Raw genomic sequence first — 16,899 nt, forward strand, 5'->3', positions numbered from 1 at the left:
GGTCAGTCGGAGATCAATCGGGCGAGCATCGGGTGGTGGAGGACGTACTCGTCCGGGTGGGAGGGCGCGTCCTGCTCACCGAAGTGGATACGACGACGAGTGATCCGCGACAGGATGATGGCCTGCCGCAGCCCCGCGTAGACGTAGTAGAACGGCAGGTCCCGGACCGTGGAGCCGGTGAGCTGCTCGTATTGCTCGACGACCTCTCGGTGGTCGAACAGGTCCGGGATGCCGGGGAAGTCGAAGGCGACCGCGAGCTCCTGGAACAGGTCGTGGAAGTACAGGAACCACCCGAGGTCGACCTCGGCCGGAGCGATGGCCGCCATCTCCCAGTCCAGCACGGCCGTGGGGGTGGTGCCCTCGTAGAGGATGTTGCCGATGCGGGCGTCGCCCCAGCTCAACACGTCAGGCCCGGTCTCGGCGGGCCAGTGCGCCTCGATCCAGTCGAAGGCCCGCTCGATCACCGGGATCGTGAGCCCGTCCTCGCGGATCGTCCACTCGTAGTAGGCGCGCTGCTCGTCGACGTGGGCGCGCAGCGCGCTCATGCCGGGAGCGGGCGCGAGCGACGACACCAACTCGGCGGGCCGAGGGATCTGGTGGATCGCCGCCAGCACCGCGACGGACTCGCGCTGGAACTCTCGGCGCTGCTCGGGGTCCATCTCCAGCAACCAGCCGTCGAAGACGTACGGGGGATTGTCGACCGGCGCGCGGCCGGTGGCGCGGTCCATCACCAGGAAGGGCGTGCCGAGGATGGCCGGGTCCTGCTCCAGCCAGCGGACCCCGGGGACCGGAAGGTCGGTGTTCTCGCCGACCACCCGCATCACGTCGAACTGCTTGGCCAGGTCGTAGTCGGGGAACACCGGGAACGCGTCGTCCTGCGGACACATCCGGACCACCAGCTGCGCCGATTGCGGCTCGGCCGTGCCCCCTGTCGAGGGCGGGCCGGCCGGGGTCCAGGTGGCGTCGAAGAGGACCGAGATGTTCGACATCCCCGAACTCCCCGGCCTGCTCACGGCGGAGACCTCGACACCTGCGGAGGCGTCGACCTCGTCGCGGCCCGCGAGCCAGGCGGTGAGGCGGTCGCGGAACTCGTCCAGGTCCGCCTCGCCCGAGGTCACCCGTTGGTGGAGTGGTTCGTCGGAGCGTGCGGTGGTCATGCGATCGTCGTCATGTGGTTCGGACCCTTCGTACGGACCTGATGCGCGGGCGGGACCCGCGATGAGCACAGTGTGACCCAGCGCACAATCCAGGGGATCCGAAATGCGCATCCTCGCAGTCGCCCACGCGGTCTGGGGCGGCGGACCTCGTCGTCGTCGTACTTCGTCGCAGTGCTTCGCGGTAGTTCCCTGGACCGACAGGGGGTGGGGAGATCGGTGATCCGTCACCGACATGGGCGGATCGGTAGCCTCTGGGCGTGGGCCAGCACGGCCCTTATGCAACGGTGAACGTAGAAAAAGGTGTGTTGTGTCGGTCCCCTTGAGCATCCTCGACCTGGTCTCCATCTCGGAAGGCTCCACTGCGCGTGAGGGCATCGCCGCCTCGATGGAGTCCGCGCAGCTCGCCGACCGGCTGGGCTACTCGCGCCTGTGGTTCGCCGAGCACCACAACACCCCCAACCTCGCCTCCAGCGCCACGGCGCTACTCATCTCCCAGGCCGCGTCGGTGACCGAGCGGATCCGCGTGGGCTCCGGCGGCGTCATGCTCCCCAACCACGCCCCGCTCATGGTGGCCGAGCAGTACGGCACGCTGGCCAACATCCACGGCGACCGCATCGACCTGGGCCTCGGCCGCGCGCCCGGCACCGACGGCATGACCGCCCAGGCGCTGAGCCGCTCGTCCGCCGAGCCGCAGGCCTTCGCCCGGCACATCTACGACCTGCAGGGCTGGTTCGGCGAGGAGGGCACGGCGCGGAGCACCCCGATCCTGTCGTCGGTCTCGCAGAACACGGAGGTGCCGATCTGGGTGCTCGGCTCCACCGTCAACGGCGCCTCCATCGCCGGGCAGCTGGGCCTGCCGTTCTCGCTGGCCTCCCACTTCGCGCCCGACCAGATCGACGATGCCATCCGCGTCTACCGCGACTCGTTCAGCACCGAAGCGCCCACCGCGCGGATCGACAAGCCGCAGGTGATGGCCGGCATCAACGTGGTCGTGGCCGACACGGACGAGGAGGCGCAGCGGCAGTTCACCACCCTGCAGCAGATGTTCCTCGACCTGCGGGCCGGGCGCAGCCGCAAGATCCAGCCGCCCGTCGACCCGTCCGAGTTCGCCGGCAGCACGCCCGCGATGCTCGAGATCAGCGCCGTCGGCTCGCCGGCCACGGTGAAGAAGCAGCTGGACGAGTTCGTCGAGCGCACCGACGCCGACGAGCTCATCACCGTCACCTACGCCTACGATCCGGCCGTGCGGAACCGGTCGATCGAGCTGCTCGCCGACCTCTGGTTCTAGTCTCGCGTCGCACCCGTGGAATTCCTCACCATACTGTTCCTCATCGGTATCACCGCCGAGGCGATGACCGGCGCGCTGGCCGCCGGTCGCGAGCGCATGGACCTGTTCGGGGTGGTGATCGTCGCGTGCGTCACCGCCATCGGCGGTGGCTCGATCCGGGACGTCCTGCTGGGCCACTATCCGCTCATCTGGGTGGAGAATCCGTCCTACCTCGCGTTGGTCGCGCTGGCCGCGGTCGTGACCGTGTTCGTCGCCCCGCTCATGCGGCACTTCAGGGTGCTCTTCCTCGGGCTCGACGCACTCGGGCTGACCGTCTTCGCGATCTTCGGTGCCCGGATCGCCCTCGAGATGGGCCACGGCGTCGTCATCGCCGTCGCCGCCGCGGTCATCACGGGCGTGTTCGGGGGAGTCATGCGTGACCTACTGTGCGACCGGGTGCCGCTCGTGTTCCGGCACGAGTTGTACGCCAGTGTCGCCATCCTGGCCGCGCTCGTCTACGTGAGCCTCGCGGCTGCGGGCGTCCCGGAGAACTGGGGCGCGGCGATCACCCTCGTCGTGGGGTTCGGCCTGCGAGTGGCCGCGATCCGCTTCAGACTCTCACTACCGGTGTTCGACTACCAGGAGATCGAGCACCGTCGACCCGGACGTCGTCGGCACCGCTGGAGCCGGGTCTCGTCTAGAGACCTGGACTGACGCATCGGGCTCGTCAAGGACGGCGCGTCCCCGGCAGCGCGGGCGCCCGGTCGACCGGAAGCGTACCGGCCCTGCCGCTGGTAGAACGGGGCATGGCCATCGACGCACTGGAACCCCACCCGCTCGTCCGACTACTCGGCACACCGACGGCCGACTTCACCGCAGCCGACCTTGTCCGGGCCGCCGAGCAGCTGGAGCTGAGCCAGGTCAACCTGCGATACGTCGGCGGCGACGGCCGGCTCAAGACGCTCGCCTTCCCCGTCAATTCGCGCGAGCACCTCCACGAGGTGCTCACCCGCGGCGAGCGGGTGGACGGCTCGAGCGTCTTCCCCGGCACCGACACCGAGGCCAGCGACGTCTACATCGTCCCGCGCCACCGCACCGCCTTCCTCAACCCCTTCGGCGAGCGGACCTCCCTCGACGTGCTCTGCTCGTTCTACGCACCCGACGGCACGCCGCTGTCCTACGCGCGCGAGCAGATCGTGCGCCGCGCCGCCGAGGTGCTCACGCGGGAGACCGGCATGACGCTCGAGACCTTCGGTGAGCTGGAGTACTACCTCGCCGCCGAGCCCGAGCCGATCTACCCCGTCGAGTCCGAGCGCGGCTACCAGGAGTCGGCGCCCTTCTCCAAGCACGAGCGGGTCCGCGAGCAGGTGCTGGGGCACCTCCGCGAGATGGGGGTCGCGATGAAGTACGTGCACGGCGAGGTCGGCAACATCCTGACCGATGACCGACAGCTGGTCCAGCACGAGATCGAACTCCAGCCCGTCCCGCTGGAGCAGGCCGCCGACGCCATCGTCCTGACCAAGTGGGTGGTGCGTGAGGTCGCCTACGCCCACGGCCTCGAGGCGACCTTCGCCCCGCTGGTGAGCGGCGACGGCGCGGGCAACGGCCTGCACATCCACAGCCGCCTGGTGCGCGACGGCACCAACGTCATCGTCGACGACGCCGGCATCACCGACACCGCGCGCAGACTGATCGCCGGCTACCTCTCGGCCGCCCGGGCACTGTCCGCGTTCGGCAACACCGTCCCCACTTCGTACCTGCGGTTCGCCGAGGGTGACGAGTCGCCCGAGGACATCTGCTGGGGGATGCAGGACCGTACCGGCCTGGTCCGGGTCCCGCTGGCCTGGGGCGGCGACGTCCTGGCCGACATGGTCGCCCACGCCAACCCCGGCAGCTCCGAGCCGATCCCCGAGCCCGCCACGCACCCCCAGACCGTCGAGTTCCGGCTCGGCGACGGCTCAGCCGACGTGCACCTGCTCCTGGCGGGTATGGCCGTGGCGGCCAGGCGCGGGCTCGACGACCCGGGCAGCCTGGAGCAGGCCGAGCGCCTCAACGCCGCCGACGGCGAGGACTTCGAGACCCTGCCCACCTCGTGCGCGGAGTCGGCCGACGTGCTGGAGGCCGAGCGGGAGATATTCGAGGCCGACGGTGTGTTCCCCGCCGCGCTCATCGACTCGGTGCTCGCGGGGCTACGCGGTGATGACGACGACGACGACGACGATGACGACGACGACGATGATGACGACGATGATGACGACGACGAGGTGGGCGACTCCGGAAGCGGCGACGCCGACCGGGAGGAGCTCATCCGCCGTCACTGGCACGTCGGCTGAGCCCGCCCGGTCGGCGAGGTGGCCCGGGGGAGCGGGCCAGCCCCCTGCCCGCCCGCTACGGTTCGGTCTCGAGCAGTTCGGAGATCAGCGCGCTCACCCGCCGTTTGATCTCGTCGCGGATGGGGCGGACGGCCTCGAGTCCCTGGCCTGCGGGGTCCGCGAGCTCCCAGTCCTCGTAGCGCTTGCCGGGGAAGATCGGGCACGCGTCACCGCAGCCCATGGTGATGACCACGTCGGACGCGCGGACGGCGTCGGTGGTGAGGATCTTCGGGGTCGCCGAGGTGATGTCGACGCCGTCCTCAGCCATCGCCTCGACGGCGACCGGGTTGATCTGATCCTTGGGTGCCGACCCGGCGGACAGGACGTCGATGCGTCCTCCGGCCAGGTGGGACAGGTAACCGGCGGCCATCTGGGAGCGCCCGGCGTTGTGGACGCAGACGAACAGCACGCGGGGCCTGGAATCGGTCAGCTCTGCGAGCAGGGTGCGGACGCGGCGATCGATGTCGTCGCGGACCAGACGCATCCGCTCCATGCCCTCGATGCCCCGGTGCGACGGCTCGTCGGTGCGCCAGATTTCGAGCGCGCTGACCTCGTCGTCGTCGTCGATCTCCCCGGCGGCCTCGTCGCCCAGGACGATCACCCGGTCCACCTGTCGCAGTAGGTCGGGGTCGATGGCCGTGGGCGTTTCGCCGGACATGTCGGCGCCGACCTCGGCAACCGCCTCCGCGGCGAGCGCGTTGACCGCCGAGCCGGGCGCGGTGCCCGCCGAATGGACGACGACGGCGTCACCGGCATGCAGGCGCATGAGCGCCGCCGCCATCTGGGACTTGCCGCCGTTCTTCACGCACACGAACAGAACGCTGGGGACGCGGTGCGCCTGCTGCTCCCCGGTCATGAGCGGGTCCCGGTCACCGAACGATCGGGCAGGGTCGGGTCGCCCGGGAAGAGTTTCGGCCCGGCCCACAGGGCGACGTAGACGAGCCCGATGAGGACCGGCACCTCGATGAGCGGCCCGACCACGCCCGCGAGGGCCTGGCCGGACGCGATGCCGAAGGTGCCGATCGACACCGCGATCGCCAGTTCGAAGTTGTTGCCCGACGCGGTGAAGGCCACGCTGGTCGACTTCGCGTAGTTCAGCCCCACCGCCCGGGAGGCGAACAGGCTGACGAGGAACATGAGGACGAAGTACAGCAGGAGGGGCACGGCCATCCGCGCCACGTCGAGCGGCTGGGACGTGATGGCATCGCCCTGCATGGCGAACAGCAACACGATCGTGAACAGCAGCCCGTACAGGGCCCACGGGCCGATCCGGGGGAGGAACGTCTCCTCGTACCACTCCCGGCCCTTGGCCCGCTCGCCGAACACTCGGGTGAGGAAGCCGGCCAACAGCGGGATGCCGAGGAACACCAGCACCGAGAGCACGATCGCCCACACCGAGAACTCGGCCGTCGTGGTCTCCAGCCTCAGCCAGGAGGGCAGGAGCTGGAGGTAGAACCAGCCCAGGGCGCCGAACGCCACGACCTGGAACACCGAGTTGATCGCCACAAGCACCGCGGCGGCCTCCCGGTCCCCGCAGGCCAGGTCGTTCCAGATGAACACCATGGCGATGCAGCGGGCCAGGCCCACGATGATCAGCCCGGTACGGAACTCCGGCAGGTCGGGTAGGAAGACCCACGCGAGGGTGAACATGAACGCCGGACCGGCGATCCAGTTGAGGAACAGCGACAGCGTGAGCAGTTTCCGGTCACCGGTGACCCGGTGGGTCTCGTCGTAACGGACCTTCGCGAGGACCGGGTACATCATCACCAGGAGCCCGATGGCGATCGGGACGGAGATCCCGCCGATCTTCACCGAGTCCAGCGCCCGGTCGAGGCCGGGGACGAACCGTCCGAGCAGTAGCCCGACGGCCATCGCCGTGAGGATCCAGAGGGCCAGCCAGCGGTCGAGGAACGACATCTTCTTGGCGACCGGTGCCACGCCGGGCCCGGTCATCATGGTGCTCATCCGGGGGAACGTCCTTAGATCGATGATTGTCTATGGGGAGGCTAGGCTGACATATCGGTAAGTGTCAATGTATCTTCGGGGGCAGGTGAGGTGGACGATGACAACAGTGGAACCCGGCCTGTCGGCGCCGGAGCAGGACGCGTGTTGCTCGATGTCGGCGGGGCCGGTGGATGCTCCCACCGCCGAGCGGATGTCGGCGCGACTCAAGGCGCTCGCGGACCCGATGCGGCTGCGCCTCCTGTCGCACATCGCGGCGCAGGGGTGTGACTCGGTGTGCGCGTGCGACCTCCTCGAGGTGGTCGACATCAGCCAGCCCACGATCAGCCACCATCTCAAGAAGCTCGTCGAGGCCGGGTTGCTGGTCCGCGAGCAGCGCGGCAAGTGGGCGCACTACTCGGTGGTGCGCGAGTCGTTCGACGACCTGCGTAGCTTCCTCGACCTGTCCTGACCGGGCGCGACAACGCGGTGGGGAGCCCGGTGGGTAGCCCGGTCGACAGTCGGTTACCCAGTGCGACCGTAGGGCGTGATGACCGCGGCCCTGTGGTGCTCGCGCATGGCGCGGAAGTGCGCGGAGGAGTCGAGCAGCGAGCGGTTGCCCAGGGTGGTGGCCAGGCGGCCCTCGGCGAGCTCGGTGGCCGGATGGACGGCGTGTCTGAGCTGGTCGGCGAGGTAGTCCGGTCGCCCGTACACCGACATGTGGCGGGCGGCGTGGGCCGCTGAGGCGTCGATGCCGGCCCAGTTGACGGCCCACCCGGCGTGGCGGAACATCTGGTCGAAGAAGACTCGCTGCGTGCGGCTGTTCCCGTCGCGGAACGGGTGTACGAGGGTGAGCTCGGACCAGTGCTCGGCGATGGTGTCGGTGGCCGCGTCGGGGTCGGTGGTGCTGGGCGGTCGGGTGGCGATCTGCCGGAAGACCCGGTCGAGCTCGTCGGGCAGGAACTGCGGGCGGGCATGAGGGATGCCGAGGGCGCGGGTGTCGACGGTGCGGAGCTCGCCGGCCCAGTCGAAGATGTCCTGGAGGATGTAGCGGTGGATCGCGCGGAGGTGCTCGAAGTCGAACCGACCCTCCAGCGGGCTGAGTTCCAGTTCCACGACCCGGAAGAAGGCCAGGTCGCGCTCGTATTCCGCCAGCTCGGCGGGGTCGGAGATGCCCAGCCGGTTACGCAGAACCCCCGAGGGTTCCTTGTACGGATCTCGGGGGTTCATGGGCGTGAGGGCAGCGTCAGGGAGCGGTGCGCTCACGCACCGCGGCGCGGATCTCGGCGAGAGCCCGGTCGCGGGTGAGGAGCCCGTCGGCGAACCGGCGGGTGATCTCGAGGGCCTCGGGTGAGGGCTCCATGCCGGCCATGCGATGGCCGGCGGCCGCTCCTGCGAGTGCCTGGTCGGTGGTCGGGCGGATGCGGGTGGCCACACAGTCTCCTTGCGTCGACGTGCAGCCGATACTACCTGCTCAGCGGCACTAGAGGGCATCTGTGACCCGAACTGTGCGGCGAGACCTCGCCGGTGATGGGGGGCCGGCACTCAGCGCTCCCGACGAGGTGTTCGGGCGAGCCGGTCGGTGCCGCCGCCCCGCCGGTGGCGCCACGCCTCGATGCGATCCGTGACGATGCGATTCGTGACGATGCGATCCAGGACCACGACGACCACCGCGACCCACAGCACGGATACACACCAGCCCGCGATCACGTCGCTCGGGTAGTGGACTCCCAGGTACATCCGCGAGATCCCGACGGCGAGCACGTACACCGCCCCCGCGACCACGGCCCTCCACCTCCACCGCGTTCCCCAGGCCAGGACCACTAGCACCGCCGCGAGCGCCATGCTGGCCATCGCATGGCCGCTCGGGAACGAGTAGGAGTTCTCCGTGACGAGGTGTTCCCAGAAATCGGGGCGGGACCGTTGGAATACCGATTTGAGCGCGGTGTTGAGCAGTGTCGATCCAACGACCGCCGCCGCCAGCAGCGTGGCGTTCCGCCGGGAGCCGCGGCACCACAGTGCCACCGCCGCTCCGGTCGCAGCCACCGGGACCACGACGATCCCCCCGAGCAGCGTCACCGCCTCCATCACCGCCGTGAGCGAGGGGGTCGACACCGAATGGAGCCACAGCATCACCGGTCGGTCGAAGGGGAAGATCTCCTGCTCGGCCACGTCCTCCGCGAGCAGGACGAAGAACAGGAGTGGGACGAAGAAGGCGAGCCCGGCCACCGCGAGAGCCGACACCGATCTGCGTGCCAGGCTCCGGCCGACGGGGTTCCCGTCCCGGTCGGTTCCCCGGTCGGCCACCGGCTCGACTTCCGGGTCGGCTTCTGGGCCGGTGTTGTCAGACGTCACGCTGACCAGCCTAGGGAGGTTCACCGAGAGCACGCGGATCGGACGAGCCCGGATCGGCGCGAGCGAGTGCTCCCGCCACGGCCCGTTGATCGGTACTCTGCTCCCACCACCGCCCGAGCTCACCCGCACAGCGGTCCGCCGCTCTGTGTGCCCGGTGGCCGGCGAGCTGTGGTGCTCGATGGTGTGGAAGGGGTCCCTCGAATGGACGATCTCGGTCGCGGTGCGTCACTGCACGCCCTTGAACCGCCGCCCTCGCCGGAGGCGGGATTCTCCACTCGCCGTCGGGTGCGGACGGGCGACGTCGATCCCCAGCGCAGGCTCCGGCTGGACAGCGTCGCCCGCTACCTCCAGGACATCGCCGCGGACAACCTCGACGCCACCGGTCATGCCCGGACCGACCCGTTCTGGATCGTGCGCCGAACTGTGATCGACGTGATCGAACCGATCTCGTGGCCGGCCACCGTCGGACTCCAGCGGTGGTGCTCCGGCCTGTCCAGCCGGTGGGCGAACATGCGCGTGCGGCTGACCGTCGAGGACTCCGAGAACCCTGAGGACCCCGACGGCATGCCAGCACCCGGCACCGCGGCACCCGGCCCCCCGACTCGCCGAGGCGGGCTGGTGGAGACCGAGGCGTTCTGGATCAACGTCACCGCGGCCGGGTTGCCCGCCCGGATCAGCGACTCCGGCATGGCCAGCCTGGCCGGCACCACCGACATCCACCGCCTCCGGTGGGCCGGCCTGACGCAGGGCTGCCCACCTGAGCGGCCCGGCGAGCCGCAGGACAGGCCGCACCTCCTGCGCAGCACCGACTTCGACCCGCTGCAGCATGTCAACAACGCCGCGTATCTGGCGGTGGTCGAAGACGAGCTCCAGCAGCACGCAGACCTGCTGCAGCGCCGTCACCGGGTCGTCATCGAGTACCTCCGCCCGGTGACACAGGGGGCGACGATGACCGTCCGCCGCCGACGCGCGGGGGACCGGCTCGAGCTGTGGTTGATGGTCGACGGCATCGTGGCTGCCGCCGTTCTCGTCACCCCGATTCCCGCCGCCTCCGCCAGCCCCGCCTCCGCCAGCCCCGCCTCCGCCAGCCCCGCCTCCGCCAGCCCCACCGCCTCCGTCAGGTACCGACCGCAGGAGTGACCTGCGCGCTGGGGTCGTCCCGCCGGAGGGCGGTCACCGGCCCCGACTCGAACCACCCCGGTGCGCGCCGCCCGAACTCGGCCTGCGACAGCGCCCCTGCACCCGCGGGCACCCGGCCGAGCACCGGAACCCCGGTCAGGCGGGGCAGATCCTCGAGGTTGCAGCGCTCGGCGAGGTCCGGATCGGCCGGCCAGGACCCGATGACGATCCCCGCGCACCGCAGACCCGCCGCCTCGATCGCGCGGACGGTGAGCTCGGTGTCCGACAGCGTGCCCAGTCCGGCCCTCGCGACCACGATGACCGGGGCGTCGAGCGACCGGGCGAGGTCGAGGACGGTGAGGTCGGTACCGAGCCGGACGAGCACGCCGCCGGCGCCCTCGACCAGATCCAGGCGGCCGCTTGCAGGTCCGGAAGTCGCCGCGGCGTCGGACGCCGACCCGCCGTCGGCGCGGAGCCACGCGCGGATCGGATCGATCAACTCGGGCAGCGTGGACTGCGGCAGGCCGGCGACGCGGGCGGCGGTCTCGGGCGCCAGCGGATCGGGCAGCCGACGGACCTCCAGCACCCGCCGCACCCCGGACAGGCGCGCGGCCTCGTGGGCGTCGCCCGGCTCGCCCGGGCCCAGTCCCGTCTGGATCGGCTTGCAGATCCCCACGTCCAGGCCCTCCGCCAGGCCGTGGGCGGCCAGCGCGGCGGTGGCGACGGTCTTGCCCACGTCGGTGCCGGTGCCGGTGATGACGATCGGCACCGGGGCGGGCGCGGCGGTCATGCGCGGGCCCCCTCGAGCCGCGTGGCCGTGCCAACCGGGTGCCCGTGCTCGCCCAACACCTGCGCCAGCACGTCGCTCGCCCGCGCGAGGTCGGCGTCGGAGAGGTCTGCCCTGGCGGTGAGGCGCAGCCGCGCGGTGCCCTCGGGAACCGACGGCGGGCGGAAGCACCCCACCCGGACGCCCAGCTCGAGGCACCTGCCGGCGGCGGAGACCGCGCGGGCGGGGTCGCTGAGGACCACCGACACCACCGCCGAGCGTGGTTGCTCGGCGCCGGTGACCGCGGCCAGGTGCTCGGCCACCTCCACCACGCGCGAGGCGAGCGCGGGGTCGCGGCGCAGGACGCCGAGAGCGGCGCGGGCCGCGCCGACCGCGGCGGGGGCGAGGCCGGTGTCGAAGATGAAGGTGCGCGCGCTGCTGATGAGGTGCTGGCGCACCCGCTCGGACGCCAGGACCACCCCGCCCTGCGACCCGAGCGCCTTGGACAGCGTCGCCGTGATCACCACGTCCTCGTGCCTGCTCAAGCCCAGTTCGTGCACGAGACCGCGCCCGTCGCTGCCGTCCTCGCCGCTCCCGCGCACGCCGAGGCCGTGGGCCTCGTCGACCAGCAGGACCGCGCCGTGCGCGCGGCTCGCCCCGTGCAGCGCGAGCAGGGGAGCCAGCTCACCGTCGGCGCTGTACACCGAGTCGGTAACGACCAGCGCGCGCTCCTCGGTGCGCTCGGCCAGGGCGCGTGCCGCCGCCGCGACGTCACCCCGGTCGACGACGACGACACGCGCCCTCGCGAGCCGGCACGCGTCCACCAACGACGCGTGCGAGCCGCCGTCGGAGACGATGAGCGATCCCCGCCCGGACAGCGCCACCACGGCTCCGAGGTTGGCGGTGTACCCGGAGGAGAAGACCAGCGCGGCGGGCTTGCCAGTGAACTCGGCGAGCTCGTCCTCGAGCGCCAGATGCTCCTCCGTCGTGCCCGTGACCAGGCGTGATCCCGTCGCGCCCGCACCCCAACGGCGCGTCGCTGCCACGGCGGCGTCCACGACCTCGGGGTGCCGACCCAGCCCGAGGTAGTCGTTGGAGGCGAGGTCGATCACGCCGTCATCGGCCGCGCGTGGGGCCAGCACCCGCCGCACATGCCGGGCGGCCCGGTCGGCGGCGGCGTCGTCGAGCCAGTCCAGGGCGGGGGATGTCTGCATGGTCATCGGCCCGCTCCCGCCGCTGCAGCCCCGGCCACCGCCGCCGCACAGATCCGATCGATCTCGTCATCCGTAGAGGTGTATGGCGGCATCGTGTAGATGAGATCCCGGAAGGGGCGTAGCCACACGCCGTGCGAGGTGATGGCTGTTGTCGTCGTCGTCATCTCCACCGGCTCGGTCAGCTGGATCACGCCGATTGCCCCCAACACCCGCACGTCGACCACACCGGGCACGTCGAGCGCGGGCGCCAGCCCGTGGCGCAGGCGCGCCTCGATGCGCGGCACATCGCGCCGCCACCCGCCCGCCTCCACCAGGTCCAACGACGCGCACGCCACCGCGCACGCCAGCGGATTGCCCATGAACGTCGGCCCGTGCGCCAGGCCCCCCGCCTCGCCGGCGCTGATGACCTCGGCCACCCGGTCGGTGGTGAGTGTCGCGGCGAGGGTGAGATACCCGCCGGTCAGGGCCTTGCCCACGCACATCACGTCCGGTGCGACGCCCGCGTGGTCGGCGGCCCACAGCTCGCCGGTGCGGCCGAAGCCGGTGGCGATCTCGTCGAAGACGAGCAGCATGCCCGTCTCGTCGGCCAACCGGCGCAGGTCGCGCAGGTAACCGGGGTGGTGGAAGCGCATCCCGCCCGCGCCCTGGACCACCGGCTCGACGATGATCCCCGCCAGCTCGTCGGCGCTCCCACGGATCACCCGCTCGAGCTCCGCGACGTAAGCGGGGTCGTAGTCGGCGGGCGGGGCGGGCGCGAAGACCTGCTCGGCCACCACGCCGCGCCACATCGAGTGCATGCCGCCGTCGGGGTCGCACACGCTCATGGGCGACAGGGTGTCGCCGTGATAGCCGCCGCGCCACGTCGCCAGCCGGGTGCGTTCGGGGCGGCCGAGCGAACGCTGGTACTGGATCGCCATCTTCGCGGCCACCTCTACGGATACAGAGCCCGAGTCCGTGAGGAACACCTTGGTCAGCTCGCCCGGCGACATGCGGGCGAGCCGGGTCGCCAGTTCGACGGCCGGTGCGTGCGTGAGCCCGCCGAACATCACGTGGCTCATCGTGTCGACCTGCCGGTGCGCGGCCGCGTCGAGGTGCGGGTGCCGGTAGCCGTGGATGGCCGCCCACCACGAGCTCATGCCGTCGATGAGCTCGCGCCCGTCCGCCAGCCGCAGCCGGACCCCCGAGGCGGAGACGACCGGCAGCGGCGGCGTGCTCGCCGGGAACCCACCGTAGGGGTGCCAGACGTGCTCGGCGTCGGCGGCGAGCAGCGCGGTGGTGGCGGCCTGTTCGGCGTCGGCGGCCAGCATCGCCGCGGCGTCGTCCGGGGTGGAGGGGGAGGAGGGAGTGTCGACGACGACGAGGTCCCGGGCACCGGGAGAGTGGACCGAGGCGGACATGTCAGGCGTTCGCGGGCTCGCTGGTGCCGGCCCCGCGGGTGCGGATGGCCACCTTCTGGTCCCGCCCGGTGGCGACGGCGGGCGTGGCCGGCCCGGCGGCGGTCGCGGACGCGTGCGCGGTGGTGTCCACCGTGGCCTGGTCCCCGTTGGCTGCGGCCGGGTGGTCCATCTGGAGGACCTCGAGGCCGGCGTCGGCGATCATCTGCAGGTCCTCGCCGCCGGGCTGGCCCTCGCTGGTGAGGTAGTCGCCCAGGAAGAGCGAGTTGGCCACGTAGAGGCCCATGCCCTGGAGGTAGCCGAGGTGGCGCTCGCGGCCAGCGGCCATCCGGATCTCGGTGTCGGGGGCGACGAACCGAACCATAGCGAGGATGCGCAGGCAGTCGCGCGGGTTGAGGGTGTCCACGCCCTCGAGCGGGGTGCCGTCGAAGGGCAGCAGGAAGTTGACCGGAATCGAGTCGACGTCCTTGGCGCGCAGGTCGAAGGCGAGCTCGACGAGCTGTTCGTGCGTCTCGCCCATGCCCGCGATGAAGCCTGAGCACGCCGAGAGTCCGGCGCCGTGGGCCTGGGCGACGGTGTGCTCACGGTCGGCGTAGGTGTGGGTGGTGCAGATGTCCTCGTAGTGGCTCTCGGCCGTGTTGAGGTTGTGGTTGTAGGCGTCGGCGCCGCTGGAGCACAGCTTCTCGGCCTGGCCGTCCTTCAGTGCGCCCAGGCAGGCGCACACCTCGACGCCCGGGGTGTCGGACTTGATGGCCTCGATGATGTCGGAGACCTTGCCGACCTCGCGATTGCTGGGGCCGGTGCCGCTGGCGACCAGGCACACTCGGGAGGCGCCGGCCGCGATGCCCGCCTTGGCCGCGGTGACGGCCTCCTCGGTGTTGAGCCAGGTGTAGCGCAGGATGCCGGCGGTGGAGTTGAGCCGCTGCGAGCAGTAGAAGCAGTCCTCCGGGCACAGGCCGCTCTTGAGGTTGACCAGGTAGTTGACCTTGACCTTGTTGCCGAAGTGCTGGAACCGCAGCCGGGACGCGGCCGCGACCACCTCCATGAGCTCGGAGTCCGGGGACCGGAGCACGGCGAGGGCGTCCGCCGCGGTGACGACTCCGCCGTCGAGTACGTGATCCGCGAGCTCGTGCCAGCGGGGGGTCGTGATGGCCATGGTTCCTCCTGAACGCCGTTCATTGAACGCCGTTCAAGCTAGCGCACGGTCGTCGACTTGTACAGCGTTCAGGAGAGGGTTGTGTCGGCCGGTAGGATCGGCGCCCGTGGCCCTGACAAAGACGGCGGTCGTCGACACCGCCCTGGAACTGCTCCGCGAGTCGGGGCTACCCGGCATGTCGATGCGCACGTTGGCGACCCGGCTGGGGGTCCAACCGAGCGCGCTGTACTGGCACGTTCCGTCCAAGCAGGCGCTGCTCACGGTCGTCGCGGAGCGCATCCTGGCGACGATGGGTCCCGTCGGGGAGGGGAACTCGGCCGCCGACGAACTACGGGCGGTGGGTCAGGCGCTGCGCGCGGCCGTCACGGGCGTTCCGGACGGCGCCGAGATCGTGGCGCTGGGTCTGGCGGCGGGTGCGGTGAATCCGGTCGCCGAGGTGGTCGAGGCGGCGTGCTCCCGCCACGGACTCGAGGGCCGCGCGCCGGGGTTGACCACGGCCCTGACGGGCTACGTGGTGGGCCTGAGCCTGGAGGAACAGACCCACCACAACCTCACGGTCGCCGACCCCGCGACGCCGACGGTCGAGTTCGATCGGCGCTTCCGGCAGGGTCTCGACGCGATGCTCGCCGGCGTCCAGGCCTGACGACTCCCATCGAGAAGAGCGTCCGGGGCGGGGGCTGGGCGCTTCAGTAGCGGGCGAAGACCTGGGTGGCATAGAGCTTGCCGTCCGCGGCCACCGCGGCGCCGACGCCCATCGAGGTGTGGCCCGGGTTGAGCAGGTTCACGCGGTGGCCGGGGGAGGCCATCCACTGGTCCACCAGCTGCTGCGGGGTGGCGTGCGCGTAGTTCTGCAGCACGTTCTCGCCGTAGTGGCCCCACCTGGCGGGGATCTGCGCGCCCACGTCCGGGTTGTGGAACATGCGGTTCTGCGCGGCCTGCGTGCCGCTCCAGTTGGTGGCCACCGCGGTGAGGCCGCCGTTGACGGCGAGAGGGGCGAGGCCGTGTGCGGTGCGGGCGGCGTTGGTGGCGCCCTCGAGCTGGGCCCGGTACTCGGCGGAGGCGGGGTCGATCGTCGGCGCGGTGCCGGCGGGGGCGGGGTTGGCGAAACCGATCGTCAGGCCCGGGAGGTGGATCTGGGGCAGCTGGATCTGCGGCGCCTGGGCCGAGGCCTGCGGGGCCGCGTTCAGGGCGAGGGTGGCGGAAGCCGCGGCGGCCAGGATCAGGCCACGACGCAGGTGCTGGAGGGCTCGGGTCACGAGTGTCGGTAACTTTCGGGTGCTGGGGACCCGACTGTCGGGTCGCCGAGCGCAACGGTAGGAACCGGCTCCAGCCCTAAGCCAGCCGTCATCACCCCGTAACCACCGTGAGCAGGGGAGGGGCGTTATCCACCCCACCCCCGCTGGACGATCGTCCGGCAGTCAGTCGCGGGCGAAGTCCTGCACCACGTGCACGGTGCCGTCCTCGGCGGTGGCCACGCCCACGCCCACCCGGACGAACCGGCCGTCCAGCATCCGCTCGCGCATGCCGGTGTCGGAGAGCAGGGCCGAGAGTGCCTTCTGCGGGGTCGCGCCGGCGGGCAGCGCGAGAACGGTGCGGTCGCCGGACTGGTCGACGTCCGCGGCCTCGCCGGGAGCGTCCGCGCCGGGAGTATCGGCGTCGACTCGCGCATCCGCGGGGACGGTCACCTCGCCGGTCGTGGGGTCGCCCGCGGCGAGCTGGGCGGCCCGCTCGCGGGCTGACGCCTCGAGTCGGGGGTCGGTGACGAGCCGGTCGGCGCCCACCACGAGGCGGGCCTCGTTGACGGCGGCCACCACGCTGCCCTCGAACGCCATCAGCCTGATCTCCTCGGGCAGCAGATCGTCCGCGGCCGCGGCAGCCGGGTCGGCCGCCGGGGCGGAGCGTGCCCCGGGGGCGTCCGGGGTGAGGGAGGCCAGGCCGGGGATGGTGGCGAAGAACGGCAGCGCGAGCTCCAGTGAGCCCTGCGCGGCCGCCGTGCCCGTGCCGGAGGCCAGCAGGAGGGCGGCCGCGCCGGTGGCGACGGCGGAACGAAGGGGATGACGCACGCGATGGTCCTTTCCTCGGGCCGCGGCTCGCGCCGTGGCCTGCGTGTGGAGCGTGTGCCGGATCGGACGGTGCCACCCGAGCCGGTTCACTCCTG

At 71.4% G+C, this 16,899-nt stretch carries 18 protein-coding genes and 1 pseudogene; 6 read left to right on the forward strand and 13 right to left on the reverse strand.

The features are described 5' to 3' along the window. Positions 1-2: 2 nt before the first annotated feature. Positions 3-1,157 carry a phosphotransferase family protein gene (locus tag G6R20_RS01530; RefSeq protein ID WP_240341225.1) on the reverse strand — a complete coding sequence of 385 codons (1,155 nt, stop codon included), beginning with the start codon at positions 1,155-1,157 and terminating at the stop codon, positions 3-5. 307 nt (positions 1,158-1,464) lie between these two features. Here G6R20_RS01530 and G6R20_RS01535 point away from each other — a divergent pair, with 307 nt between their 5' ends. The 3 genes from G6R20_RS01535 to G6R20_RS01545 all read left to right on the forward strand — a co-directional run bounded on the left by G6R20_RS01535 (position 1,465) and on the right by G6R20_RS01545 (position 4,757). Beyond that, positions 1,465-2,445: an LLM class flavin-dependent oxidoreductase gene (locus G6R20_RS01535; RefSeq protein ID WP_163375396.1), complete on the forward strand. Its 981-nt coding sequence runs from the start codon at positions 1,465-1,467 to the stop codon at positions 2,443-2,445. 15 nt (positions 2,446-2,460) lie between these two features. Further along, the gene (locus G6R20_RS01540; protein ID WP_163375397.1) at positions 2,461-3,138 is read left to right on the forward strand and encodes a trimeric intracellular cation channel family protein; all 678 of its coding nucleotides are present in this window, start codon (positions 2,461-2,463) and stop codon (positions 3,136-3,138) included. A gap of 92 nt (positions 3,139-3,230) precedes the next feature. Then, complete coding sequence (locus G6R20_RS01545; protein WP_163375398.1) at positions 3,231-4,757, forward strand: glutamine synthetase family protein; 1,527 nt, start codon at positions 3,231-3,233, stop codon at positions 4,755-4,757. A gap of 55 nt (positions 4,758-4,812) precedes the next feature. On the opposite strand, the gene G6R20_RS18610 is transcribed toward G6R20_RS01545, so the two are convergent. From G6R20_RS18610 to arsB, 3 genes and pseudogenes are all read right to left on the reverse strand, one after another. Then, the gene (locus tag G6R20_RS18610; RefSeq protein ID WP_240341265.1) at positions 4,813-5,226 is read right to left on the reverse strand and encodes an arsenate reductase ArsC; all 414 of its coding nucleotides are present in this window, start codon (positions 5,224-5,226) and stop codon (positions 4,813-4,815) included. A gap of 18 nt (positions 5,227-5,244) precedes the next feature. Then, positions 5,245-5,652, reverse strand: a pseudogene (locus G6R20_RS18615) (low molecular weight phosphatase family protein); the annotation flags it as partial. Then, entirely contained in the window at positions 5,649-6,761 is a 1,113-nt protein-coding gene (gene arsB / locus G6R20_RS01555) for an ACR3 family arsenite efflux transporter (protein ID WP_163375400.1), read from the reverse strand. The gene arsB and the pseudogene G6R20_RS18615, both read right to left, overlap by 4 nt. Before the next feature lie 97 nt (positions 6,762-6,858). Between arsB and G6R20_RS01560 the strand changes: the two genes are divergently transcribed. Then, positions 6,859-7,209, forward strand: coding sequence for a metalloregulator ArsR/SmtB family transcription factor (locus tag G6R20_RS01560; RefSeq protein ID WP_069390034.1), 351 nt, complete (start codon positions 6,859-6,861; stop codon positions 7,207-7,209). A 53-nt stretch (positions 7,210-7,262) separates the two neighbouring features. Here G6R20_RS01560 and G6R20_RS01565 read toward each other — a convergent pair whose 3' ends face one another. The 3 genes from G6R20_RS01565 to G6R20_RS01575 form a co-directional block, all read right to left on the reverse strand. After that, positions 7,263-7,967 (reverse strand): Fic family protein, encoded by a 705-nt coding sequence (locus G6R20_RS01565; RefSeq protein WP_119193054.1) that lies wholly within the window; start codon positions 7,965-7,967, stop codon positions 7,263-7,265. Positions 7,968-7,983: 16 nt separating this feature from the next. Continuing rightward, the gene (locus G6R20_RS01570; RefSeq protein WP_067716182.1) at positions 7,984-8,172 is read right to left on the reverse strand and encodes an antitoxin VbhA family protein; all 189 of its coding nucleotides are present in this window, start codon (positions 8,170-8,172) and stop codon (positions 7,984-7,986) included. 110 nt (positions 8,173-8,282) lie between these two features. After that, positions 8,283-9,092 carry a phosphatase PAP2 family protein gene (locus tag G6R20_RS01575; RefSeq protein ID WP_163375401.1) on the reverse strand — a complete coding sequence of 270 codons (810 nt, stop codon included), beginning with the start codon at positions 9,090-9,092 and terminating at the stop codon, positions 8,283-8,285. A gap of 201 nt (positions 9,093-9,293) precedes the next feature. Here G6R20_RS01575 and G6R20_RS01580 point away from each other — a divergent pair, with 201 nt between their 5' ends. After that, positions 9,294-10,232, forward strand: coding sequence for an acyl-ACP thioesterase domain-containing protein (locus tag G6R20_RS01580; RefSeq protein WP_163375402.1), 939 nt, complete (start codon positions 9,294-9,296; stop codon positions 10,230-10,232). Here G6R20_RS01580 and G6R20_RS01585 read toward each other — a convergent pair. The 4 genes from G6R20_RS01585 to bioB all read right to left on the reverse strand — a co-directional run bounded on the left by G6R20_RS01585 (position 10,210) and on the right by bioB (position 14,741). After that, positions 10,210-11,001, reverse strand: a complete 792-nt coding sequence (locus G6R20_RS01585) for a dethiobiotin synthase (RefSeq protein WP_163375403.1) — start codon at positions 10,999-11,001, stop codon at positions 10,210-10,212. The two genes, G6R20_RS01580 and G6R20_RS01585, sit on opposite strands and share 23 nt — an antisense overlap. After that, positions 10,998-12,197 carry an 8-amino-7-oxononanoate synthase gene (locus G6R20_RS01590; protein WP_163375404.1) on the reverse strand — a complete coding sequence of 400 codons (1,200 nt, stop codon included), beginning with the start codon at positions 12,195-12,197 and terminating at the stop codon, positions 10,998-11,000. Before G6R20_RS01590 ends, G6R20_RS01585 begins: the two co-directional genes overlap by 4 nt. After that, positions 12,194-13,498, reverse strand: coding sequence for an adenosylmethionine--8-amino-7-oxononanoate transaminase (locus G6R20_RS01595; protein WP_163375690.1), 1,305 nt, complete (start codon positions 13,496-13,498; stop codon positions 12,194-12,196). The genes G6R20_RS01590 and G6R20_RS01595 overlap by 4 nt, the downstream gene beginning before the upstream one ends. Before the next feature lie 91 nt (positions 13,499-13,589). Next, positions 13,590-14,741: a biotin synthase BioB gene (bioB, locus tag G6R20_RS01600; RefSeq protein WP_163375405.1), complete on the reverse strand. Its 1,152-nt coding sequence runs from the start codon at positions 14,739-14,741 to the stop codon at positions 13,590-13,592. A 106-nt stretch (positions 14,742-14,847) separates the two neighbouring features. Between bioB and G6R20_RS01605 the strand changes: the two genes are divergently transcribed. Then, positions 14,848-15,384 (forward strand): TetR family transcriptional regulator, encoded by a 537-nt coding sequence (locus G6R20_RS01605; protein WP_119193052.1) that lies wholly within the window; start codon positions 14,848-14,850, stop codon positions 15,382-15,384. A gap of 43 nt (positions 15,385-15,427) precedes the next feature. Here the strand turns inward: G6R20_RS01605 and G6R20_RS01610 are convergent, their stop codons facing one another. Further along, complete coding sequence (locus G6R20_RS01610) at positions 15,428-15,997, reverse strand: CAP domain-containing protein (protein ID WP_163375406.1); 570 nt, start codon at positions 15,995-15,997, stop codon at positions 15,428-15,430. A gap of 162 nt (positions 15,998-16,159) precedes the next feature. Further along, complete coding sequence (locus tag G6R20_RS01615; protein ID WP_163375407.1) at positions 16,160-16,804, reverse strand: CAP domain-containing protein; 645 nt, start codon at positions 16,802-16,804, stop codon at positions 16,160-16,162. Positions 16,805-16,899 lie beyond the last annotated feature (95 nt).

The organism is Dietzia sp. Alg238-R159 (genome assembly GCF_900537145.1).
In the GTDB taxonomy this organism is placed as follows: domain Bacteria; phylum Actinomycetota; class Actinomycetes; order Mycobacteriales; family Mycobacteriaceae; genus Dietzia; species Dietzia kunjamensis.